23 protein-coding genes and 1 pseudogene are annotated in these 22613 nt (G+C 71.4%); 12 read left to right on the top strand and 12 right to left on the bottom strand.

Going from position 1 to position 22613, the window contains the following annotated elements; genetic code table 11:
• The first annotated feature begins 71 nt into the window (after positions 1–71).
• The 3 genes from CFI00_RS23290 to CFI00_RS23300 all read left to right on the top strand — a co-directional run bounded on the left by CFI00_RS23290 (position 72) and on the right by CFI00_RS23300 (position 2551).
• Complete coding sequence (locus CFI00_RS23290) at positions 72–695, top strand: PadR family transcriptional regulator (protein ID WP_207083301.1); 624 nt, start codon at positions 72–74, stop codon at positions 693–695.
• A 39-nt stretch (positions 696–734) separates the two neighbouring features.
• Positions 735–1817 carry an inositol-3-phosphate synthase gene (locus CFI00_RS23295; RefSeq protein WP_207083302.1) on the top strand — a complete coding sequence of 361 codons (1083 nt, stop codon included), beginning with the start codon at positions 735–737 and terminating at the stop codon, positions 1815–1817.
• 104 nt (positions 1818–1921) lie between these two features.
• On the top strand, positions 1922–2551 hold the full coding sequence (locus tag CFI00_RS23300) for an HAD family hydrolase (RefSeq protein WP_207083303.1): 630 nt from the start codon (positions 1922–1924) through the stop codon (positions 2549–2551).
• A gap of 112 nt (positions 2552–2663) precedes the next feature.
• On the opposite strand, the gene CFI00_RS23305 is transcribed toward CFI00_RS23300, so the two are convergent.
• The gene (locus tag CFI00_RS23305; RefSeq protein ID WP_207083304.1) at positions 2664–4112 is read right to left on the bottom strand and encodes a CCA tRNA nucleotidyltransferase; all 1449 of its coding nucleotides are present in this window, start codon (positions 4110–4112) and stop codon (positions 2664–2666) included.
• A 53-nt stretch (positions 4113–4165) separates the two neighbouring features.
• Here CFI00_RS23305 and CFI00_RS23310 point away from each other — a divergent pair, with 53 nt between their 5' ends.
• The 6 genes from CFI00_RS23310 (at position 4166) to trxB (ending at position 12570) form a co-directional block, all read left to right on the top strand.
• Positions 4166–6406: a DUF6049 family protein gene (locus CFI00_RS23310; RefSeq protein WP_207083305.1), complete on the top strand. Its 2241-nt coding sequence runs from the start codon at positions 4166–4168 to the stop codon at positions 6404–6406.
• The gene (gene murJ / locus CFI00_RS23315; RefSeq protein ID WP_207083306.1) at positions 6403–8040 is read left to right on the top strand and encodes a murein biosynthesis integral membrane protein MurJ; all 1638 of its coding nucleotides are present in this window, start codon (positions 6403–6405) and stop codon (positions 8038–8040) included. Before CFI00_RS23310 ends, murJ begins: the two co-directional genes overlap by 4 nt.
• 63 nt (positions 8041–8103) lie before the next feature.
• Entirely contained in the window at positions 8104–10020 is a 1917-nt protein-coding gene (locus CFI00_RS23320) for a protein kinase family protein (protein ID WP_207083307.1), read from the top strand.
• Positions 10017–10682 (top strand): RNA polymerase sigma factor SigM, encoded by a 666-nt coding sequence (gene sigM / locus CFI00_RS23325; RefSeq protein ID WP_207083308.1) that lies wholly within the window; start codon positions 10017–10019, stop codon positions 10680–10682. Before CFI00_RS23320 ends, sigM begins: the two co-directional genes overlap by 4 nt.
• Positions 10683–10726: 44 nt before the next feature.
• On the top strand, positions 10727–11443 hold the full coding sequence (locus CFI00_RS23330; RefSeq protein WP_207083309.1) for a hypothetical protein: 717 nt from the start codon (positions 10727–10729) through the stop codon (positions 11441–11443).
• A 113-nt stretch (positions 11444–11556) separates the two neighbouring features.
• Positions 11557–12570, top strand: a complete 1014-nt coding sequence (gene trxB / locus CFI00_RS23335) for a thioredoxin-disulfide reductase (RefSeq protein ID WP_207083310.1) — start codon at positions 11557–11559, stop codon at positions 12568–12570.
• Here trxB and CFI00_RS23340 read toward each other — a convergent pair.
• Positions 12524–13174: a hypothetical protein gene (locus CFI00_RS23340; RefSeq protein WP_207083311.1), complete on the bottom strand. Its 651-nt coding sequence runs from the start codon at positions 13172–13174 to the stop codon at positions 12524–12526. The genes trxB and CFI00_RS23340 overlap by 47 nt on opposite strands.
• Complete coding sequence (locus CFI00_RS23345) at positions 13174–13611, bottom strand: MarR family transcriptional regulator (protein WP_207083312.1); 438 nt, start codon at positions 13609–13611, stop codon at positions 13174–13176. Before CFI00_RS23345 ends, CFI00_RS23340 begins: the two co-directional genes overlap by 1 nt.
• Before the next feature lie 221 nt (positions 13612–13832).
• On the opposite strand from CFI00_RS23345, the gene trxA reads away from it, so the two are divergent.
• On the top strand, positions 13833–14156 hold the full coding sequence (gene trxA, locus CFI00_RS23350) for a thioredoxin (RefSeq protein WP_056603764.1): 324 nt from the start codon (positions 13833–13835) through the stop codon (positions 14154–14156).
• On the opposite strand, the gene CFI00_RS23355 is transcribed toward trxA, so the two are convergent.
• The gene (locus CFI00_RS23355; protein WP_207083313.1) at positions 14149–14808 is read right to left on the bottom strand and encodes a GNAT family N-acetyltransferase; all 660 of its coding nucleotides are present in this window, start codon (positions 14806–14808) and stop codon (positions 14149–14151) included. The genes trxA and CFI00_RS23355 overlap by 8 nt on opposite strands.
• A 42-nt stretch (positions 14809–14850) precedes the next feature.
• Here CFI00_RS23355 and CFI00_RS23360 point away from each other — a divergent pair, with 42 nt between their 5' ends.
• Both CFI00_RS23360 and CFI00_RS23365 read left to right on the top strand, forming a co-directional pair.
• Positions 14851–16065, top strand: coding sequence for a pyridoxal phosphate-dependent aminotransferase (locus CFI00_RS23360; protein WP_207083314.1), 1215 nt, complete (start codon positions 14851–14853; stop codon positions 16063–16065).
• A gap of 74 nt (positions 16066–16139) precedes the next feature.
• Positions 16140–16919: a lysophospholipid acyltransferase family protein gene (locus CFI00_RS23365; RefSeq protein ID WP_207083315.1), complete on the top strand. Its 780-nt coding sequence runs from the start codon at positions 16140–16142 to the stop codon at positions 16917–16919.
• 219 nt (positions 16920–17138) lie between these two features.
• On the opposite strand, the gene CFI00_RS23370 is transcribed toward CFI00_RS23365, so the two are convergent.
• From CFI00_RS23370 to rpmH, 8 genes and pseudogenes are all read right to left on the bottom strand, one after another.
• Positions 17139–18143, bottom strand: coding sequence for a ParB/RepB/Spo0J family partition protein (locus CFI00_RS23370; RefSeq protein WP_207083316.1), 1005 nt, complete (start codon positions 18141–18143; stop codon positions 17139–17141).
• Positions 18140–19147, bottom strand: a complete 1008-nt coding sequence (locus CFI00_RS23375) for a ParA family protein (RefSeq protein ID WP_277988336.1) — start codon at positions 19145–19147, stop codon at positions 18140–18142. The genes CFI00_RS23370 and CFI00_RS23375 overlap by 4 nt, the downstream gene beginning before the upstream one ends.
• A gap of 156 nt (positions 19148–19303) precedes the next feature.
• The gene (gene rsmG, locus CFI00_RS23380) at positions 19304–19975 is read right to left on the bottom strand and encodes a 16S rRNA (guanine(527)-N(7))-methyltransferase RsmG (protein WP_242532602.1); all 672 of its coding nucleotides are present in this window, start codon (positions 19973–19975) and stop codon (positions 19304–19306) included.
• A 53-nt stretch (positions 19976–20028) separates the two neighbouring features.
• Entirely contained in the window at positions 20029–20607 is a 579-nt protein-coding gene (locus CFI00_RS23385; protein ID WP_242532603.1) for a R3H domain-containing nucleic acid-binding protein, read from the bottom strand.
• Between the two features lie 59 nt (positions 20608–20666).
• Entirely contained in the window at positions 20667–21620 is a 954-nt protein-coding gene (gene yidC, locus CFI00_RS23390; RefSeq protein ID WP_207083318.1) for a membrane protein insertase YidC, read from the bottom strand.
• A gap of 60 nt (positions 21621–21680) precedes the next feature.
• Positions 21681–21887 (bottom strand): annotated as a pseudogene (gene yidD / locus CFI00_RS23395) (membrane protein insertion efficiency factor YidD); the annotation flags it as partial.
• Positions 21884–22237 (bottom strand): ribonuclease P protein component, encoded by a 354-nt coding sequence (gene rnpA, locus CFI00_RS23400; RefSeq protein ID WP_207083320.1) that lies wholly within the window; start codon positions 22235–22237, stop codon positions 21884–21886. The pseudogene yidD and the gene rnpA, both read right to left, overlap by 4 nt.
• 24 nt (positions 22238–22261) lie before the next feature.
• Entirely contained in the window at positions 22262–22399 is a 138-nt protein-coding gene (gene rpmH, locus CFI00_RS23405) for a 50S ribosomal protein L34 (RefSeq protein ID WP_056156542.1), read from the bottom strand.
• Between the last annotated feature and the right edge of the window lie 214 nt (positions 22400–22613).

Raw genomic sequence — 22613 nt, forward strand, 5'->3', positions numbered from 1 at the left:
GCACAAGCGTACGGGGACCGGTGGACCATCCTTGATTCGTCACCGACGGATATATCGCTACGATAGGTCGCATGGCACGCCGCGGGGACACCATCGAGCTCGCAGTCCTCGGACTGCTGCACGAGGGACCCATGCACGGCTACGAGCTGCGCAAGCGGCTCAACCTGATGCTCGGATGGGGTCGGGTGCTGTCCTACGGCTCCCTCTACCCCGCACTCAAGAAGATGCTGCGCGCGAACCTCATCACCGAGGTCGCCGCCACCACCACGCCGACCAGCCGCCGTCCGCGGATCACCTACGAGGTCACCGCGGCCGGCAACGAGCACTTCCAGCGGCTCATGACGGAGGTCGGTCCGACCGCGTGGGAGGACGACAACTTCGACATCCGGTTCGCGTTCTTCTCCTCCACCGACATGGAGATCCGTCTCCGCGTCCTGGAGGGTCGGCGCTCGCGCCTGCAGGAGCGGCTCGCCCGCGTGCAGGGCGAGCTCGAGCGCACCCAGGCGGAGGTCGACCGCTACGCCGCCGAGCTCCAGCGCCACGGCGTGGAGTCGGTCGAGCGCGAGGTCCGGTGGCTCTCGGACCTGATCCGTGCCGAGCGCGGCGACGGGGCAGCGACCCCGCCGAGCCTGCCGCCACCTGCACCATCCACCACCCCACGGGCCGCCGGCGGCGTCCCGTCCAGCAACGACTGATCACCAGCCAGCGAGACACGCAGAGAGAAGGAGAGCCCCATGGGTTCGGTACGAGTAGGGATCGTGGGAGTCGGCAACTGCGCGACCTCCCTCATCCAGGGCGTTGAGTACTACAAGGACGCGGACCCGGCCGGGACCGTTCCGGGGCTCATGCACGTCGTCTTCGGCGACTACCACGTCAAGGACGTCGAGTTCGTCGTCGCCTTCGACGTCGACGACAAGAAGGTCGGCAAGGACCTGTCGGAGGCCATCAACGCCTCGGAGAACAACACCATCAAGATCGCCGACGTCCCGACGCTGGGCGTCGAGGTCAAGCGCGGCCCGACCCTCGACGGCCTCGGCAAGTACTACCGCCAGACCATCGAGGAGTCCGCGGCCGAGCCGGTCGACGTCGTCCAGGCGCTCAAGGACGCCGAGGTCGACGTCCTCGTGTCCTACCTCCCGGTGGGCTCGGAGGAGGCCGACAAGTTCTACGCCCAGTGCGCCATCGACGCCGGCGTCGGCTTCGTCAACGCGCTGCCCGTCTTCATCGCCTCCGACCCGGTCTGGGCCAAGAAGTTCGAGGACGCCGGCGTCCCGATCGTCGGCGACGACATCAAGAGCCAGGTCGGTGCCACCATCACCCACCGCGTGATGGCGAAGCTGTTCGAGGACCGCGGCGTCGCGCTGGACCGCACCTACCAGCTCAACGTCGGCGGCAACATGGACTTCAAGAACATGCTCGAGCGTGAGCGCCTGGAGTCCAAGAAGGTCTCCAAGACCCAGGCCGTGACGTCGAACCTGACCGGCGAGCTGGCCGACAAGATCGACAGCCGCAACGTGCACATCGGCCCGTCCGACTACGTCGCGTGGCTCGACGACCGCAAGTGGGCCTACGTCCGCCTCGAGGGTCGCGCCTTCGGTGACGTCCCGCTCAACCTCGAGTACAAGCTCGAGGTCTGGGACTCCCCGAACTCGGCCGGCATCATCATCGACGCCGTCCGCGCCGCCAAGATCGCCAAGGACCGCGGCATCGGCGGCCCGATCCTGCCGGCCTCGGCCTACCTGATGAAGTCCCCGCCCGTGCAGATGGCCGACGAGGTCGGCCGCGCCGAGCTCGAGAAGTTCATCGCCGGCGAGTGACCCGACGCGTCACCCGACGCCAGCACTGACGCAGGCCCCGTCCCCCTCGCGGGGGGCGGGGCCTTCGTGCTCCCCGACGACCGTCGGCCCGTACGCTCGCCGGCGTGACCGCTCGCGCCCCGCTCGTCGTCGGATTCGACCTCGACCTCACCCTGATCGACACCGCGGCCGGGTTCCGGCAGGTCCTGGAGGTGCTGGGTGCCGAGCTGGGCGTGGAGTTCCCGCTGGAGGAGATGACCGCCCGGCTGGGCCCGCCGCTCGACCACCTGCTCGCGCCCTACCTCCTGCCCGAGCAGGTCGCACCGGCCGGGGACCGGTTCCGGGCGCTCTACCCCGACCACGCGATCACCACGGTCCCCGCGCTTCCCGGTGCGCACGAGGCGTTCGAGGCGGTGCGCGCCCACGGCGGGCGGGTGCTCGTGGTCACCGGCAAGTACACCCCCAACGCCCAGCTCCACCTCGACCACCTGGGCCTCTCCTCCGACCACCTCGAGGGATGGGTGTGGGGCGTGGGCAAGGCCGACGTGCTGCGCCGCGAAGGTGCGCTCGCCTACGTCGGCGACCACGTCCACGACGTCGAGGGGGCCCGGGCCGCCGACGTGCTCAGCGTGTCGGTGCTGACCGGTGGCTGCACCCGCGAGGAGCTCGTGGCGGCGGGCACCGACGTGGTCCTCGACGACCTGCTGGAGTTCCCGGACTGGCTCGACACCGCGGTCCTCGCCCGCGACGCCTGACGCTCGCGCCCGCCACACCCCGAGGCACCGGGTGCGACAGCGGGGAACTTCGTGCCCGACATGTCACGACGATCGTCCCCGTTGACGACTCACAGATCGGGTGGCGGCAGCTTCAGCCGCGCTCGGCCCACCACGCGCGGAGCGCGGCCTCGGCCTCCTCAGGCGACTTCGGGCCCTCCTCCATGCGGAGCTCGAGGAGGAAGGCGTAGGCCTGGCCGACCTCGCGGCCGGGGCCGATGCCCAGGATCCCCATGATCTGGTTGCCGTCGAGGTCGGGCCGGACGGAGGCCAGCTCCTCCTCCTCACCGAGCCGCGCGATGCGCTCCTCCAGCGAGTCGTAGGTGCGGCGCAGCCGGTCGGCCTTGCGCTGGTTGCGGGTGGTGCAGTCGGCGCGGGTGAGGATGTGCAGCCGCTCGAGCTGGTCGCCGGCGTCGCGGACGTAGCGGCGTACGGCGCTGTCGGTCCACTCCCCCGAGCCGTAGCCGTGGAAGCGCAGGTGCAGCTCGACCAGCGTCGACACCGCGTCGATGTCGGAGTTGGAGAAGCGCAGCGCCTTCATCCGCCTGCGGGTGAGCTTGGCGCCCACCACGTCATGGTGGTGGAAGGTGACGATGCCGCCGGCCTCGAAGCGACGGGTCCGCGGCTTGCCGACGTCGTGCATGAGCGCGGCGAAGCGGGCGACGAAGTCGGGGCCGCCGCCGAGGCGGTGCTCGAGGTCGATCGACTGCTCGAGGACGGTGAGCGTGTGCTCGTAGACGTCCTTGTGGCGGTGGTGCTCGTCGCGCTCGAGCGCCAGCGCGGGCAGCTCGGGCAGCACGTGCTCGGCCAGGCCGGTCTCGACGAGCAGCGTGAGGCCGAGCCGCGGGTGCGGGGCGCAGACCAGCTTGACCAGCTCGTCGCGCACGCGCTCGGCGGAGATGATCTCGATCCGCGCGGCCATCGCGGTCATCGCCTCGACCACCTCGGGGGCGACGGTGAAGCCGAGCTGGGCGGCGAAGCGCGCGGCACGCATCATCCGCAGCGGGTCGTCGGAGAAGGACTGCTCCGGCGTGCCGGGCGTGCGCAGCACCCGCTCGGCGAGGTCGACGATGCCGCCGTGCGGGTCGACGAACTCGCGGCTCGGCACCCGCACCGCCATCGAGTTGACCGAGAAGTCGCGCCGGCCGAGGTCCCCGGCCAGGGAGTCGCCGAACGAGACGTCGGGGTTGCGCGAGGCCGGGTCGTAGGTCTCCGAGCGGTAGGTGGTGATCTCCACCTGCCACTCGCCCTTGCGGCACCCGATCGTGCCGAACTCGCGCCCCATGTCCCACACCGCGTCTGCCCACCCGGCCACGAGCCGCTCGGTGACCTCGGGGCGGGCGGAGGTGGTGAAGTCGAGGTCGTTCTGGAGGCGACCGATCATCGCGTCGCGCACCGGGCCGCCGACCAGCGCGAGCTCCTCGCCGGCGCCGTCGAACAGCGCGCCGAGCTCGTCGATGACGGAGCCGATGCGCTCGAGCTCCGCGCCGACGCGGCGCTGGATCTCGACGATGGTGAGGGGCTCAAGGACGGCGTCGGACACGACAGGGCACTCTACGTGCCGGTCAGGAACCACCTAACATCTAACATCGGTGCGTGCCCCGCCCGTCATCGTTCCGCGCTGCCCTGGCGGGGCTGCTGACCCTCGGCGCGGCCACGAGCGGCGCGTTGGCACCGGCGTACGCCGCCCCGGCCGAGGAGTCCGACCCGCTCGTGGTGCACATCGACACGATCAGCCCCGAGCTGCCGCGCACCGGTGACGTGGAGATCACCGGCACCGTCACCAACGTCAGCGACGAGACCTTCACCCGGATCAACCTGCACGCCTTCGCCTCGCAGGCGCCGATCCCCACCACCACGGCGCTCGCGGAGTCGGTCACCATCGACCCGGCGGAGTACGTCGGCCAGCGTGTGACCGTGCCGGGCACCTTCGACACCGTCGACGAGCTCGCGCCCGGCGACACCGCCTCCTTCACCGACACCGTCCCCGTCGAGCTGCTCGAGGTGCCCGACGAGGAAGGCGTCTACTGGATCGGCATCCACGCCCTCGGCGACAGCTCGGTCCCTCGTGACACCGTGGCCGACGGCCGCGCGCGGACCTTCATCCCGCGCAAGCCCTCCGGCGGGGCCTCCAAGGAGGCGTCGGTGATCCTGTCGGTGCGCGGACGGGTCTGGTACGACGAGGACGGCAGGATCAGCGGGGTCGAGCGCTGGGCTCGGCGGCTGGAGGAGGGCGGCAGCCTCGACGCGGCCCTCGACATGGCCGACTCGGCCGGGGACGCGCCGTACAGCTGGCTCGTGGACCCCGCCGTGCTCGTGGCCCTGCGCCGGCTCTCCTTCGGCAACCCGACGCGCAGCATCGCGCCGGACGAGAACGTGCCCGGGCAGGAGCCGACGCCCACCGAGACGCCGGCCGAGGAGGACGGGAGCGAGACTCCGGAGTCCACGCCCGAGTCCGAGGAGACCCTGACCCCGCCCTCGACCGGAGAGGGTCCCGAACCCACCGAGGACGAGGCGCTCCTCGCCGCCGCCGCCACCGCGTGGCTCGACCGCTTCCGCGACCTGGTGGGCGCGCAGCCGGTGCTCACCCTGCCCTTCGGGGACCTGGACGTCTCGGCAGCGGTGCGCAACGACGCCACGAGGTACGACCAGGCGGTCGCGCGCAGTGCCGAGGTGATGACCGCACTCGGCCTGCCCACGCAGCCCGCCGTGGCGCCGGCAGCCGACCGGTTGAGCCCCGAGGCGATCGCACGGACCTCCACCGACACGGTCGTGCTGCTCGGCGACAACGCCTTCCTCCTCCCTCCGACCACACCGAACTCGGTCGTCCGGCTCCTGGGCCACAAGGTGGTGGTCACCAGCACCGGCGCCGAGAGCGGCGGCCCCGCGCCGACCGCCGCCACCGATCCGCTCGCGCTGCGCCAGCGGCTGCTGAGCGAGGCCGCGCTGCGCCTGGTCGCCGACGACACCGCTCCCCTGGTGGTGACCCTGCCGACGGTGTGGCGCGGGGAGGACGCCGAGTCGTTCTTCGCCGGGCTCGACCGCCCCTGGCTGGACCTCGTGCCGGTCGCCGAGGTCGCGGAGCGCGGAGCGGTCGGGGTGAAGGCTTCCAGCCTCTCCTACACCGAGGTCGACCGGGAGGCCGAGCTGGACACGGTGGCCTTCGCCGCGGCCGAGCGCGTGACCGACGCCGCCACCCTGCTCGAGCGGGTGCTCACCCTGCAGACCACGATCGAGCAGCAGGTCCGCGACGAGGTGTTGGTGACACTGTCGGAGCAGCATCGCCCGCGACCCCGGCTCGCGCTGCGCGCAGCCGGCCGGGTCGAGGAGGCTCTCGAGGACGACCTTGCCAGGATCACCGTCGAGGCCCCGACCGCGGTCACGCTGTCCAGCGACGCCGGCCCCTTCCCCACCACCGTGGTCAACGGGCTGGACCAGCCGGTCACGGTGCAGGTCCGGGCGACGACGGACGGCGAGCTCACGGTCACCGGCGACGGCGTGCGCGATCTGGGCCCCCAGGCGCGGAGCGTGATCCGCTACGAGGCCACGGCCGCCCGGGCGGGCGTGCACAGCGTCCGGCTCGTGGTCACCAGCGTCGACGGGGAGCCCCTCGGGTCCAGCGACCTGCTGCCGGTCCGCGCCGCACGGGTCAGCGCGCTGATCTGGATCGTGATGGCCGTCGGGGCCCTGGTCCTGTTCGGCATGATCGGCTACCGCCTGCCGGGCCAGATCCGCCAGCGGCGGGCCGAGCTCGCGGCCGCCGAGGCCGCTGCCGAGCAGCCCGCCGACGGGCAACCCACCACCGCTGGGGCCGACCCGGCCCCGGAGCACGCATGACCGAGCAGCGGATCCTGGCCTCCTCGGCCGTGATGGCCGCGGGCACCGTCTTCTCGCGGGCCTCCGGGTTCATCCGCAGCGCGCTGCTCGTCGCGGCGCTCGGCGCGGCGCTGCGCGCCGACCTGTTCACCATCGCCAACACGTTGCCCAACATGGTCTACATCCTGCTGGCGGGCGGCATCTTCAACGCCGTGCTCGTGCCGCAGCTGGTGCGACGGATCAAGGCCGACCCCGACGGCGGCGACGCCTACGCGAGCCGCGTCATCACCCTGTCGGCGCTCTTCCTCGGGGTCGTCACGGCGCTGCTGGTCGTGCTCGCTCCGCTGCTGCTGCGGGCCTACCTCGACGACCGCATGCTCGAGCCCGACCGTGTCGCACAGCTCGAGACGATCGTCGACCTCACGCGGTGGTGCCTGCCGCAGGTCTTCTTCTACGGCATGTACGTCCTGGTGGGTCAGGTGCTCAACGCGCGCGGCCGGTTCGGCCCGATGATGTGGGCGCCGATCGCCAACAACCTCATCGCCGTGGTGATGCTCGTCGGCTACCTCGTGGTGTGGGGCTCGATCGCCGAGGGGCCCGAGAAGTACGAGGCGCTCAGCACCGCCCAGGAGGTCGTGCTCGGAGTCGGGTCGACCCTTGGCATCGTTGCCCAGTGCCTGGTGCTCGTGCCCTACCTGCGGGCGTCGGGCTTCACCTACCGCCCGCGCTTCGACTTCCGCGACCCCGAGCTGCGCCACACGCTGTCCCTGGGCATCTGGACCGTGCTCTTCGTGATCGTCACCCAGGCGGCGTACCTCGTGGTCGTCCGGCTCGCCTCGAGCGGCACCGCCGGCGCCGGTGAGGGCACGGGGATCACCGTCTACAGCAGCAGCCTGCTGATCATGATGGTGCCGCACTCGATCGTCACGGTGTCGCTGACGACCGCGATCCTGCCGCGGCTGTCCGCGTACGCCCACGAGGACCGGCTCGCCGAGCTCGGCAGCACCGTTGGCTCGACGCTGCGCACCGCGCTGGCGCTCGTGCTCCCCTTCGCCGTCGTGCTGCCCGTCGTCGCCGGCGACGTGGCGTCGGTGGCCTTCGGGTGGGCAGGTCCCGAGACGGCCGAGAGGTTCACCCCGACGCTGGCGCTCTTCGGCCCGGCGCTGGTCTTCTTCACCATCCACTACTTCATGCTTCGCGGCTTCTACGCCATGGAGATGACCCGCCTGGTCTTCCTCATCCAGGTCGCCGTCTCGCTCACCAACATCGCTGTCGCCGTGGTGCTGGTGCCGAACACTCCCCCGGAGGCGACGGCGCCGATGCTCGTCGTCGCCTACCTGTCGTCGTACGCCGTCGGCGCGGCACTCAGCTTCGCCGTCCTCCAGCGCACCGTGGGCGGGCTCGAGGCACCGCAGCTCGTGCGCTTCCTCGTCCGCATGGTCGTCGTCCTGGCCGCCGCGGGCGCTGCCGCTTGGCTGGTCCAGCTGTCGATGGCCGGCCTCGGCGAGCGCCCCGGCCCGCTCCTGGCGCTGCTGCGCGGCGGGACCAGCGCCCTCGTGGGGGGCGTCGTGCTGCTCGTCGGGGCGAAGCTGATGCGGGTCCGCGAGGTGACCACCCTCGTCGACACCGTCGCGGCGCGCCTGCGGCGCGGGTGAGACTCCCTAGAGTGGGTCCGAGCAAGACGACAGACGCCGGACCGGTGGGGAGCGAGGTGAGCGATGCCGACGTCGATGCAGGCCGGTGACGTCCTCGCCGGGCGCTATCGGCTCGACGACCTGCTCGCCGAGAGCGCCGGCGGGCGGTTCTGGCGCGCCCACGACCAGGTGCTGCACCGCGCGGTCTCGGTGCACCTGCTGCCCGGCGACGACGAGCGCGCGCCGGCGCTGCTCGAGGCCGCCCGGCGCAGCGGTCCGGTGGTCAACCGTCGCCTGCTCCGCGTGCTCGACGCGGAGGTCGCCGACGGCCGGTGCTACGTCGTCAACGAGTGGGGCCAGGGCGAGTCGCTCGACATCCTGCTCACCCGCGAAGGTCCGCTGGCGCCCCGGCGCGCGGCCTGGCTCGTCGGGGAGGTGGCCGACAGCATGGCCGAGGCCCACGACGCCGGCCTCGCCCACGGCTGCCTGACCCCGGAGAACGTGCTGATCGACCAGCACGGGCAGGTGCGGATCATCGGCTTCGGGGTGGAGGCGGCCCTGCGCGGACTGCCCGCCGGGCGGATCAGCGTCGACGAGATCGACCTCGCCGGGCTGCTCTACTGCGCGCTCACCGGCAAGTGGGCCGGCGTGTCGGAGTCGGGGGTCCCCGCGGCTCCCGAGGTGCACGGCGACGTGCTGCGCCCGCGTCGCGTCCGGGCCGGCATCCCGCGGATGCTCGACGCGCTGTGCGACCAGGTCCTCAACCCCGAGCACGCGCCGGGCGAGGCCGGCTCCGACTACACCGCGCGCCGGCTCCGCGACCTGCTCCACGACTACGTCGGCGACGTCGCCGGGACGCCCCTGCCCGTGGCGCCCGGGGTCCCGCTGGTCACCACGCCCACCCCGACACCGACCGTCCCGGACGGCGACGTCGTCGACGCCGACGCGATCGAGCCGGACCCGGAGCCCGCACCCGAGCCCGAGGCCGCACCCGACCCTGAGCCCGACCCGCAGCCCGAGCCGGCCCCGACGCCCGTCGTCGACCTCCCCACCCAGGCGGGGATGCCGGTCTTCCACGACGACGACGAGGTCGACTGGCTCCGCGCGCGCGCCGACAAGCCCGCTCCCCCGCCGCCGCTCGACGACCCGACCCCGAAGCCGCTCTTCGCCCCCGACCCGCCCGACGGGGAGCCCGTACGCCGTCCGCGTCCCGGCAGCCGCGCGGCCAACGGCGGCCAGGGCTACTGGCCCTGGGACGTCTCCCAGGACTCCTCGGTCAGCCAGGACTCCGGCGTCCGGCCGCCGCCCGGTCGTGACACGGGTTCGTGGTCGTCGGGGTCGTGGGCGGGCGACCGCTGGGGCACCGGCGACGGGCTCGACGACACCGGCGAGCAGGTCCCGGGACGCAGCTGGATCCGGCTCGCGATGATCGTGGGCATCTGCCTGCTGGTGGGTGTCGCGGCCGTCGCGGCCTACCAGCTCGGGCTGAAGCCGCCCATCCCCGGCGACTCCACGGACGAACCGACCACGAGCGCGAGCCCGACCGCGACCGAGCCGACGCCCTTCACCGACCTCGTCGCCGACGACTTCGACCCGCAGGGCGCGCCGCCGCGCGAGGAGAACCCCGAGCAGGTCCCCAACGTCGTCGACGGCGATCCCGCGACCGCGTGGACCACGTCGACCTACGAGCAGAACTTCGGTCCCGGCGGGCTCAAGAGCGGCGTCGGCGTCGTCATCGACCTCGGCACCACCCGCGCGGTGCGCCGGGTGGTCGTGACCACCTCGGGCGGCCAGACCGCCCTGGCGGCGTACGTCACCTCCGAGGCGCCCACGGGCGTCGCGGGCCTCACCCCGGTCGACACCGCCTCCGCCGACGGCCCGGTCACGATCGAGCTCGACGAGGCGGTCTCGGGCCGCTACGTCACCGTCTGGCTGACCCTGATCCCGGCGGTCGACGGCGGGTTCCGCGGCACGATCTCCGAGGTGCAGGTGCTCGGATGACCGCTCCGGTGAGCGACCGGTCCGACCAGGCGCTCCTCCAGGCGCACGTCGACGGGGACGCCGACGCCTTCGGCGAGCTCTTCGCCCGCCACCGCGACCGGCTGTGGGCGGTCGCGCTGCGCACCATGGGCAACCCCGAGGACGCCGCTGACGGCTTGCAGGACGCGATGGTCGCTGCGTTCCGCCGCGCCGGCTCCTTCCGGGGAGAGGCCGCCGTGACCACCTGGCTGCACCGCGTCGTGGTCAATGCCTGCCTCGACCGGATCCGCGCGTCGAAGATCCGCCGGCTCGAGGCGCTGCCCGACGACGTCGAGGACCGGGGCACGCTCGTCGCGACCGCGGTGCACGACGACCGCCCCGAGGAGGCGGCCGAGGACAACGAGCGGCGCCGGCGCGTGCTGGCCGCCCTCGCGACGCTCCCGGCCGACCAGCGCGCGGCGCTGGTGCTGGTCGACATGGAGGGCTACCCGGTCGCGGAGGTGGCGCTGATGCTCGACTGCGCCGAGGGCACCGTGAAGTCGCGCTGCTCGCGGGGTCGTACGCGCCTGGCCGGCCTCCTGGCCGACCTGCACCACCCGGCCGGTGACCCGCCTCACGGGAACCCGCCCCCCGACGGGCCCGTCCAACCCACCGTGCGGCCCCGCGGGCCACCACGCGCCTGAGCCCACTCACCCGCCCGACCGCCGATCCTCGAGGAGGTGACCCGATGACCGATTCCCCCCGCCCGAGCCCCGAGCAGGAGGCCGTACGCCGCCTCCTGGCCGAGTCGCGCCACGACGGGCCCACTCCTCCGGAGGTCGTCGCCCGCCTCGACGACACGCTCGCGTCCCTGGTGGCCGAGCGCGGCGCCGCACCCCTGGCGTCCGAGGAGCCCGTGCCCGCACCGGTGACCGACCTCGGTGCCCGCCGCCGACGCCTGGCGGGCGTCGGGCTGCTCGCAGCGGCCGCCGTGGTGGTCGCGGGCGTCGCCCTCGGCCAGGCGCTGCCGCGCTCGGGTGACGACACCGCCGCCGGTGGTGACGCCGCCACCGCCGACCGCGAGAGCTCGCTCGCCGAGTCGGCCCAGCCGGACGCCGAGGACGACAGCTCCGCCGGGTCCGCCGAGACCGCGCCCGAGTCCTTGAAGAGCACGATGGTCGCCCCTGACGCCGGCCTCCCGACGCTGTCGTCGGCCGACCCGTCGCTCGACCAGCAGGTGCAGGACCTCCGTGAGGACCTCGCGCGCTTCCAGCTCGGCTCGACCGACGCGCTCGGGCGGTGCGAGCTGCCCGCGACCGGCTCCGTACGTCGCCTCGCAGCGCAGGTCGACGGCCAGGCCGGGGCACTGGTCTTCCAGCGCCCGGACGGCGCGGCCCAGCAGGTCGCGGTCTACGTCTGCGGCGTGGCCGAGCCCGTGCGTACGCTCACGCTCCCCGCTCCCTGAGGAGCTCGTCGCCGGGGTGGGGTCCGCATCACCCCCGGCGCGGGAAGAACGCTGGCCTACGATCGGTTGAGCACGTAGGAAGACACCCGACCCAGCAGGAGTGACACAGCCCCATGAGCGAGACCACCGGCACGCGCAACGTGATCATCATCGGCTCGGGGCCCTCGGGCTACACCGCCGCTGTCTACGCGGCCCGTGCAGCGCTGGAGCCGCTGGTGTTCGAGGGATCGGTCACCGCCGGCGGTGCGCTGATGAACACCACCGAGGTGGAGAACTTCCCCGGCTTCCGTGACGGCATCATGGGCCCCGCACTGATGGACGAGATGCGTGCGCAGGCCGAGCGCTTCGGCGCCGAGCTGGTCTCCGACGACGTGGTCGAGGTCGACCTGACCGGTGACGTGAAGGTCGTCAGGACCGCCACCGACACCTACACCGCGCGCTCGGTGATCCTGTCCACGGGCTCGGGCTACCGCAAGCTCGGCCTGCCTCGCGAGGACGAGCTGTCCGGTCGCGGTGTGTCGTGGTGCGCGACGTGCGACGGCTTCTTCTTCCGGGAGCAGGCCATCGCCGTCGTCGGTGGCGGCGACTCGGCCATCGAGGAGGCGACCTTCCTCACCCGCTTCGCCTCGAAGGTCTACCTCATCCACCGCCGCGACGAGCTGCGTGCCTCCAAGATCATGCAGGAGCGTGCCTTCGCCGACCCGAAGCTCGAGATGGTGTGGAACTCCGAGGTCGCCGCGATCAACGGCGCCGACAAGCTCGAGTCGATCGACCTGCGCGACACCGTGACGGGCGAGGAGCGCCGGCTCGACGTCACGGGCCTCTTCATCGCGATCGGGCACGACCCCCGCTCGGAACTGCTGACCGGCCAGGTCGACCTCGACGACGACGGCTACGTCCTCGTCGAGCACCCCTCGACCAAGACCAACCTGCCGGGCGTCTTCGCCGCGGGTGACCTCGTCGACCACCACTACCGCCAGGCGATCACCGCTGCCGGCACCGGCTGCGCGGCCGCCCTCGACGCCGAGCGCTTCATCGCAGCCCTCGACCACGAGGCGTCCACCGCGGGTGACGCGGCGGCTACCGTCGAGGCGATCGCCGAAGAGGTGCAGACCGCCGGCGCCTGAGCACCTCAGCCACCTCGCGCGGCTCGTCGACCCACAGACCCACCCGGGTCACGGTCGACGAGCCGTGCGGCGTCCGGAGCGTCGTCGGTCCGGTGAGCACCAGCTCGAGGTTCGTGCGGCTGCCGACACCGATCAGCAGCATCGCGCCCTCGCCCTCGCCCTGGACGTGCACGGACCTCAGCAGGCCCGGGAGCTCGTGGTCGACGGTGCGCACGCCGGCGATGCGCTCCAGGGGTACGTCGACGCGGGCGTGGATGCCGTCGCGCACCTGCAGCATCGCCTCGCCCAGCAGGTGCGGGCGCACGCGGTAGGCCGCGAGCATCCCCAGCATCCACACCAGGCCCCAGACGCCGAGCACCAGCAGCGGGATCCGCAGCGGCGTCCACCACCGGCTGAGCACCACGTCGAGCACCACGACCTCGACGGCGGAGCCGAAGATCCACAACCAGAGCATCGGGGCGACGAGCCGCGAGTAGCCGATGGGTGTCGCGCCGGCCGGCACGTCGGGTCGGCGTACGAGCCAGCGCCCCAGCGCCCGGTAGAGCGTGATCTCCAGCCTCAGCGCCTTCCAGGCCAGGGCCAGGCCGCGGCGTACGGCGTCCATCACGCCTCCTCCATCAGCCGGGCGAACCGGCCGGTCGTGTCGTCGAGCACCTCGCTGAAGACCGCGAGGCGCTCCGGCGGGACGTCCCCGAACAACCGTCCTGCCAGGTCGGTGTGGGACGCCACGAGGTCGTCCACGGTGCGCGTGCCCAGCTCCGTCAGCGTGACGAGGGTCGCCCGACGGTCCGTGGGGTGGTCCTCCCGCGTCACGTGCCCGCTGGCGACGAGTCCGTCCACCAGGCCTGTGACGTTGCGAGGGGTGACGCCGAGCGCCTGCGCCAGCGCCTGCTGGGTGCTCGGTCCGCCCGCACCGACCACCCACAGCACGTGCACGCGCGAGGTCGTGAGGCCCTGCTCGCGCTCGAAGCGGGCCAGGTCGGCCTGCACAAGGGTGGCCAGGTGCAGGACCCGGTCGAGGACGTCGGTGGGCGTGGTCATGTAGTGAATCTACTTCATGATGTAGGTGGTGCACCACTGGTGCGCGGTAGTCCACCGTGAAGTGGCGTGTAGTCCACCGGGAAGTGGCTGTCCCGAGGGCCCCTGCGCAGCCAGAAGCCGGTGGACTACCGGGACTGGGCGAGGGCGGGAACAACTGTCCGGGGGGTGGTGTTGGATTGATCGACACCCCACCGACCTATCCCGATGAAAGGGGCACACCCGTGGCCAACATCGCCGCTGTGACCGACGCCGAGTTCGAGGCGCAGGTCCTCAAGTCCGACAAGCCCGTCCTCGTGGACTTCTGGGCGGAGTGGTGCGGTCCGTGCCGCCAGGTCGCCCCGATCCTCGACGAGCTGAACGCCGAGCACGGTGAGAAGCTCACCTTCCTCAAGATGAACGTCGACGAGAACCCGGTGACCCCCTCGTCCTACCGCGTCACCGGCATCCCGACCATCAACGTCTACCAGGGCGGCGAGGTCGTGAAGTCCATCGTCGGCGCCAAGCCCAAGGCCGCGCTCCTCAAGGAGCTCGAAGGCATCATCTGAGACGTCCCCAGTCGCCGGAGGCGGTCCGCACCGATCCGATCGGGCGGGCCGCCTTGTGCGTGGGGCGCACGACGCCCCACATGCGCTCGAGCGCCAGCTCCACCTCGTCCTTCCAGCTCAGCGCGGTGCGCAGCTCCATCCGCATCCGCGGCGTCGTCGGGTGCGCTCGCTGGGTCTTGAAGCCCACGCTGCCGAGGAAGTCCGCGGGCAGCACGCAGCCGTCCGGTCGCCCCCGTGTGTCGCCGTACGCCTCCACGGCCGTGTGGCCGCGCTCCACCAGGTCGGCCGCCATCGCCTGCACCAGCAGCCGTCCGAGCCCACCGCCCCTCAGCTCGGGCTCGATCCACGCCGTGGCCGCGACCACGGCGTCCGGCGAGGACGGCGCGGTGGGCAGCGACGCAGCGCCCGGGAACCGGGGTGCGGGGGCGTAGATGATGAGCCCGACGGTGCGCCCGTCGACGCGTACGACCCGCCCACACGAGCCCCAGTCCCGCAAGACGCCGGAGACCCAGCTCTCCTTCTCCGCGATCCGCTCGTGCTCGTCGAGCCGGGAGCGGTCCACCGGCGTGAGCTCCCAGAACAGGCACGCGCGCACCGGGTCGGCCAGCTCCGCGAGGTGGTCGACCGTGAGGCGTGCGGTCTTGCGGGACACGACACCGATGCTAGCCCCGCGGGGCGCCTGAGAGGATGAGTCGTGCGCCCGATCCGACAGAGCAAGAAGCTGCAAGGTGTCCGCTACGACGTCCGCGGCCCGATCCTGGTCGAGGCCCAGCGCCTCGAGGCCGAGGGCCACCGCATCCTCAAGCTCAACATCGGCAACACCGCGCCGTTCGGCTTCGAGGCCCCCGAGCAGATCCTCGCCGACATGATCCACCACCTGCCCGACGCCCAGGGGTACGCCGACTCGCAGGGCATCTGGTCGGCGCGCACCGCCGTCATGCACTACTACCAGTCCCACGGACTGCGCGACGTCGGCGTGGAGGACATCTTCATCGGCAACGGTGTCTCCGAGCTGATCTCGATGGTGCTCCAGGCCTTCGTCGACGACGGCAACGAGATCCTCGTGCCGGCCCCGGACTACCCGCTGTGGACGGGCGCCGTCACCCTCGCCGGCGGCATTCCCGTGCACTACCGCTGCGACGAGGACGACGACTGGAACCCGGACCTGGCCGACATCGAGGCCAAGATCACCGAGAACACGCACGCGCTGGTGATCATCAACCCGAACAACCCCACCGGGGCCGTCTACAGCGAGGAGACGGTCAAGGGGCTCGTCGACATCGCGCGGCGGCACCAGCTGGTGGTCATGGCCGACGAGATCTACGAGAAGATCCTCTTCGAGGACGCCCAGCACCACCACGCGGCGACGTACGGCGGCAACGACGTGCTGTGCCTGACGTTCTCCGGGCTCTCGAAGGCCTACCGCGTCTGCGGCTACCGCGCCGGCTGGGTCATGATCTCGGGGCCGAAGGAGATCGCGACCGACTTCCTCGAGGGCCTCACGCTGATCGCCAACATGCGCATGTGCGCCAACGTGCCCGCACAGCACGCGATCCAGACCGCGCTGGGGGGCTACCAGTCGATCGAGGAGCTGATCGGGCCGGGAGGACGCTTCTACGAGCAGTCGATGCTCGCTCACCGGCTGCTCAACGAGATCCCCGGCGTCTCCAACGTCAAGCCGCGTGGCGCGCTCTACTGCTTCCCCCGGCTCGACCCCGATGTCTACGCCATCGAGGACGACCAGGAGTTCGTCATCGACCTGCTTCGGGCCAAGAAGATCCTCGTCACGCACGGCACCGGCTTCAACTGGCCCACCCCCGACCACTTCCGGCTGGTGACGCTGCCGGAGGCGAGCGTGCTGGAGGAGGCGATCGGGCGGATCGCGGACTTCCTCGCGACCCGCCGTTGAGCGCGCGGGACGACGCGTGAGTCGCCTGTCACGAACGCTCGCCGCGCCGCGGCGCTGACCCTAGGCTTCGGCCCATGCGCGACGTGACCTACCCCCCGATCATCGTGACCGCCAAGACCGCCTTCCGGGCGCTCGGCCAGCGCTTCCAGATGACGGGCACCGACAACGTCCCGCGCACCGGCGGGGTGCTGCTGGCCTACAACCACATCGGCTACGTCGACTTCGTCTACGGCGGTCTCGCCGCCAACCCCTCGGGCCGCCTCGTGCGCTTCATGGCCAAGCGCGAGCTCTTCGACCACCGCTGGGTCGGGCCGCTCATGCGCTCGCTGCACCACATCGAGGTCGATCGCGGCGAGGGCGTGGCCAGCTTCCACACCGCGGTCGACCACCTGCGCCGGGGCGAGGCGGTCGGGATCTTTCCCGAGGCCACGATCTCGCGGGCGATGGAGCTCAAGGAGTTCAAGACCGGAGCCGTACGCATCGCGGCGGCGGCCGGCGTACCTCTCGTGCCGGTCATCATGTGGGGCACCCAGCGGATGATTACCAAGGACCACCCGCGCGACTTCTCCCGTGGCAAGACGATCGCCATCAAGGTCGGTGAGCCGATGCACGTGACCGGCGCCGACCCCGTGGGCGAGACCGCAGAGCTGCACGCCCGGATGTCGAGGCTCCTCGACGAGGTCATCGCCGAGTACCCCTCGGCCGAGCAGCCTCCCGGCTCCTGGTGGCTGCCCGCGTCGAAGGGCGGCAGCGCTCCCACGCTCGAGGAGGCGGCCGTCCTCGACGCCTCGGAGAAGCGGGAGCGCGCCCGCAAGCGTGCCGAGAAGCGGACGAAGCGACAAGGCAACAAGTAGACCTGTCGACAGATCTATCTGTCGCTTTGTGGTTTTGTCGACTTATCGCCCCGCTGTCGGTGGTCGAGTAGCCGGCGAGGAACGAGCCGGCGTGTCGAGACTCGGGTTCCACGTGAGATCTCGATATGGCCTCGACGCGCCTTGTTCCTCAGGCGCGGGGCCTACTCGATCTGGCCGAGCGCACGCGCCGACCTCGTTCCTCGGTCGTCGCTGCTCGTCTCAGATCGGGCGGTCGTCGCGGTTGCGCGGGTCCATGACGTCGACGATGCGACGCAGGTCGTCGAGGCTGGCGAACTCGACGGTGATCTTGCCCTTGGCCTTGCCCAGGTCGACCTTCACCCGGGTCTCGAACCGGTCGGAGAGCCGGTCCGCGAGGTCGGCGAGCCCGGGGGCGGTCGGCTTGCGGCGCACCACACGGGGGGAGTCGTCCTCGGAGACGCCGACGGACACGATCTCCTCGAGGCCGCGCACGGAGATCCCCTCTGCGGTGACCCGTCCGGCCAGCCGGTCCTGCAGGCCCGGGTCGTCGACGCTCAGCAACGCACGGGCGTGGCCCGCGGACAGCACTCCGGCTGCCACGCGTCGCTGCACGGCCGGGGAGAGCTTGAGCAGGCGCAGGGTGTTGGAGATCTGCGGACGCGAGCGCCCGATGCGCTGGGCGAGCTCATCATGGGTGCAGCCGAAGTCCTCGAGCAGCTGGCCGTAGGCAGCCGCCTCCTCGAGGGGATTCAGCTGGGAGCGGTGCAGGTTCTCCAGCAACGCGTCGCGCAGCATGTCGTTGTCGTCGGTCTCCCGCACGATCGCGGGGATCGTGTCGCGACCGGCCTCCTGGGAGGCTCGCCAGCGACGCTCTCCCATGATCAGCTCGTAGGAGTCCTCGCCGCTCTTCCGGACGACGACCGGCTGGAGCAGGCCGACCTCGCGGATGGAGTGCACCAGCTCGGCCAGCGCCTCCTCCTCGAAGACCTGACGGGGCTGGCGCGCGTTCGGGCGCACCTGGGTGATCGGCAGCTCGGCGAAGTAGGCACCAGCGACGGAGCCGTCGCTGACCTGGTCCGGCCCGCCCGAGCCGTTGTTCGACGTGGAACCGGCCACAGGTGCGCCGTTCGCGGCTCCGCCCCCATCCCCTGACCCGGAGGCAGATGCGGGCGGCGCACTGGGGGAGGTGGGGATCAGCGAGCCCAGGCCACGGCCGAGGCCGCGCCGCGGGGGGGTGGTGTTCATGCGGGGGCTCCCTTGCTGGCGATCTCGCGGGCAGCCTCCAGGTAGGACAGCGCACCCGCCGACGCAGGATCGTAGGTCATCACCGTCTGCCCGTACGACGGCGCCTCGGACACCCGGACCGAGCGCGGGACCGCCGTCTTGAGGACCTGGTCGCCGAAGTGGCTGCGCACCTCCTCCGCGACGCCGGCAGCGAGTCGGGTGCGGGCGTCGTACATCGTCAGCAGGATCGTGGACACGACGAGCTGGGGGTTCAGGTGCTGGCGCACCATCTCGACCGTCTCGAGCAGCTGGCCGAGGCCCTCGAGCGCGTAGTACTCCGCCTGGATCGGGATGAACATCTCCCGCCCGGCCACGAGCGCGTTCAGGGTGAGCAGGCCGAGCGAGGGCGGGCAGTCGACGAAGACGTAGTCGAACCGCTCCTCCCCGACGTCGGCGGCGGTACCGACCAAGGGATGGGCGTTGATCGCGCGGACGAGGCGCTGCTCGCGGGCCACGACGCTCACGAGCTCGATCTCTGCTCCGGCGAGGTCGATCGTCGCCGGCACGGCCCAGAGCCCCGGCAGGTCGGTGCACTCGGTCATCACGTCGGCGAGGGGCTCGCCCTCGACGAGCATGTCGTACGTCGACGGGGTGCCCCGGTGGTGCTCCACACCCAGGGCGGTGGACGCGTTGCCCTGGGGATCGAGGTCGATCACGAGGACCTTCTGGCCGAGCTGCGCCAGCCCGGCAGCGACGTTGACCGTCGAGGTCGTCTTGCCGACGCCGCCCTTCTGGTTGGCGACGACCATCACCCGCGTGGCCTCCGGACGCGGGACGCCCTGCCGCCGCAACCCGCCCGACCGCGCCAGGACGGAGTGCTGGGCCGCCTGGGCGAGGGGGGTGCCGTGGTCGGGGAAGTCGTTGTCCTGGGCGGCGATGTCGGCGGCGGTACGGACGTGCCACGCGGGTCGTGTTTCACGTGAAACACCGTCCGCTGCGGTTTCACGTGAAACGTCGTCCGGCACGCCGGCGTCCGTACCTCCCTGTGGAGAAGTAGGTCCGGCCTGTGGATAGCCCCGCTCAGCAGGCGCACCGCGGCCGGTGGAAAACTCTGTGCGCGCCTCGGAGCTCGGGTCCGCGCTCGTGGTGTCGCTGGGACGGTCCGGCACTCGGGCCACCTCTCACTTCGGTGCGCGCGGGCTGCGCTTGGTACGGCGACGCTTGGCGTCGCGGGCAAGGGGCCAACCTATCTGCGCCGGGTCGGCCCACGGAACCCGGACCACGGTCGTCGGTGGATCAACGATGCCGACGCCCACTTCGGACACCTCAGGAGCACCGCACTTCCACTTCACGAGGAACGCGGCCGCTGAGTCGATCTCATCCTGCACGGTCCGTCCCTTCATGGCCACCGTCGCGCCTGTCGCCGCGACCAACGGCATGGACCATTCCAGCAGCTTCTCCAGCGGAGCGACCGCGCGTGAGGTCACCACGTCGAACACGTGCTCGCCATGGAGGTCCTCGGCCCGCCCACGACGCACGGTGACGTGGGAGAGGCCGAGCTCCTCGACCACCTCGTCCAGGAACGTCGTACGCCTGAGCAACGGCTCCACGAGCATCACCTCCAGGTCTGGGCGCGCGATCGCCAGCACGAGCCCAGGCAGTCCCGCGCCGGTCCCGACGTCACACACGGTCGATCCCTCGGGGATCGCCTCAGCGAGGACCGCGGAGTTGAGCACGTGCCGATCCCACAGCCGCGGTGCCTCACGGGGACCGATCAGTCCCCAGAGCACACCTTCGGTGGCGAGCAGCTCGGTGTACCTCTCGGCCAGGGGGAGTCGCTCGGACGCGAACACCCTCCGCGCCACATCGGGCGCAGAGGGTGCTGTTTCACGTGAAACGTCGTCGCTCACGCGGGAAGGATCACCACGTGGCGCTTCGGCTCGGCGCCCTCGGACTCCGACGTCAGGCCGGCCGCAGCCACCACGTCGTGGACGACCTTGCGCTCGAAGGCACTCATCGGCTCCAGCGACATCGCCTCGCCGGACTCCTTCACCTCGGCGATGGACTTCTCGGCCAGGGCGACGAGACGGGTCCGCTGCTGGGCACGGTGGCCGCCGACGTCCAGCATCAAGCGCGAGCGCTCGCCGGTCTCGCGGTAGACGGCCAGGCGGGTCAGCTCCTGGAGTGCTTCCAGCACCTCGCCGTTGCGGCCCACCAGCAGGCTCAGGTCCGCTCCGCCGATCTGCACGCTGGCACGGTCACCCTCGACGTCCATGTCGAGGTCGCCGTCGAGGTCCGCGATGTCGAGCAGCTCCTCCAGGTAGTCGGCGGCGATGTCGCCCTCGTGCTCGAGGCGCTGGACCTTGGTCAGGCGGGGCGTCCCGGACTCGTCGGTGCCGGACTCGTCGGTCCTGGACTCCTCGGTGCCCGAGTCCTCGGGGACCTCGGTTCCTGCGGCGTCCGCGTCGGTCATCTGCTCACTCACGTGTGTCTCCTGCTTCCTTCGGGGTGCGACGCCTCATCGGGCTCGCAGAGAACTGTGGGTCAGCGCTTCTTCTTCTGGTTGCGCTGTGCCTTGGTCTGCCGCTGCGGCTGCTGGCGCGGCTGCTTCACCTCGGTGACGACAGGGGCCTCGGTGGCCTCGGGCTCGATGGCGATGCCCTTCTTCGCCGCCTTCGCGCGGTCGCGGTCCTCCTTGGCCTTGAAGGCCGGGGTGCCGGGCGCGGGGTTGTTGCGGATGACGTAGAACTGCTGCGCCATCGTCCACAGGTTCGAGGTGGTCCAGTAGAAGAGGACACCGACCGGGAACGCGATACCGCCGACCGCGAATACCACGGGGAGGACGTAGAGCAGCATCTTCTGCTGCTGGGCGTAGGGGCCGGACAGTGCGTCGGCCGGCATGTTCTTGCTCATCAGCTGGCGCTGCGTGAGGAACGTGGTGAGCGTCATCGCCAGCACCAGCACGGCGGCCAGCACCCGGACCTCGACGCCGTCGGCGTTCAGGAACGTGTCCGAGATCTTGCCGCCGGCGAAGACGGCCGCGCTGAGCTGCTCGTTGAGCTCAGGGGTCATCAGGCCGCGCTTGGTCTCCGGGTTGCGTGCCGCCTGGTCGAGGATGCGGAAGAGCGCCAGGAAGATCGGCATCTGCAACAGGATCGGCAGGCAGGACGCGAACGGGTTCGTGCCCGAATCCTTGTAGAGCTTCATCGTCTCCTGCGCGAGACGCTCCCGGTCGTGGCCGTACTTCTTCTGCAGCTCACGCACCTTGGGCTGGATGAGCTGCATGTTGCGGCTGGACTTGATCTGCTTCACGAACAGCGGGATCAGCGCCGCACGGACCACGAGCGTCAGTCCGATGATCGACAGCACCCACGCCAGGCCGGACGTCGGCCCGAACAGGTCCCCGAAGACGTTGTGGAAGCCCACCAGCACGAACGAGATCACGTAGTAGAGCGGCGTCATGATGGCGCTGCCGATGGACACGAAGAAGTCGATCACTCAAGCTCCCTGGCTCGGGGTGGTGGAGCCCGCGACAGGGGCGCGGGAGGGGACACGGGGCGGAACCGGGTCGTAGCCGCCGTCGGACCACGGGTGGCAGCGACCGATACGGCGTACGGAGAGCCAGGTGCCGCGTACTGCCCCGTGCTCGGTGACCGCCTCGAGGGCGTACGCCGAGCAGCTCGGGTGGTAGCGGCAGACCTGGCCGTAGAGCGGGCTGATCGCGAACCGCCACGCGCGGATGAACCCGATCAGGAGGTGCTTCATGTGCCGCTCACCCGGTCGAGCGTACGGCCCAGGTCGGCACCGAGCGACGCGTAGGACGCCTCAGCGGCCGCCGGGAGCGCACGCACCACGAGAGCAGCACGACCCGGGAGCCCTTCCAGGTCCGGAAGGCGCTCCCGGGTCAGGTGCCGGAGTCGTCTCTTCACGCGGTTGCGTGTGGCGGCGTTGCCCACGGCCTTGCTGACCGTGAACCCCACCTGCGTCGGTGCCGCGGGCGCGTCGGCGTCCACCCAGAGGTGGACGACCAGGGTCGCGCAACCGGCACGACGGCCCCCGCGGACAGTGCGACGGAAGTCGTCACTGTCGGCGAGGCGATGGACAGCGGGGAGCACGGCGGGAGCCGTGGACTCGGACCGTCAGACCGCCAGGCTCTTGCGGCCCTTGCGGCGGCGGCTGGACAGGATCGAGCGGCCGGCGCGGGTCCGCATGCGCAGACGGAAGCCGTGCACCTTGTGACGGCGACGGTTGTTCGGCTGGTAGGTACGCTTGCTCACGGCTATTTCTCCGAAGGTTTCGAGGGATGTCCACTCCACAGCGCGGTCGATGCTTGGCCCAGAATCAGACACTTTCGGCCGGCACCGCCCGCCCACGTGGCCGCCATGAGGCGGATCGTGGACATGCGGCACCCGTCGACACGGAGCGACCGGCCAACGGTACGCGGTGGGGAAAGAGGGGGTCAAACCCACGGGCACCGCCCGCGGGGCACCC

The organism is Nocardioides sp. S5 (genome assembly GCF_017310035.1).
Taxonomy (GTDB): Bacteria; Actinomycetota; Actinomycetes; order Propionibacteriales; family Nocardioidaceae; genus Nocardioides.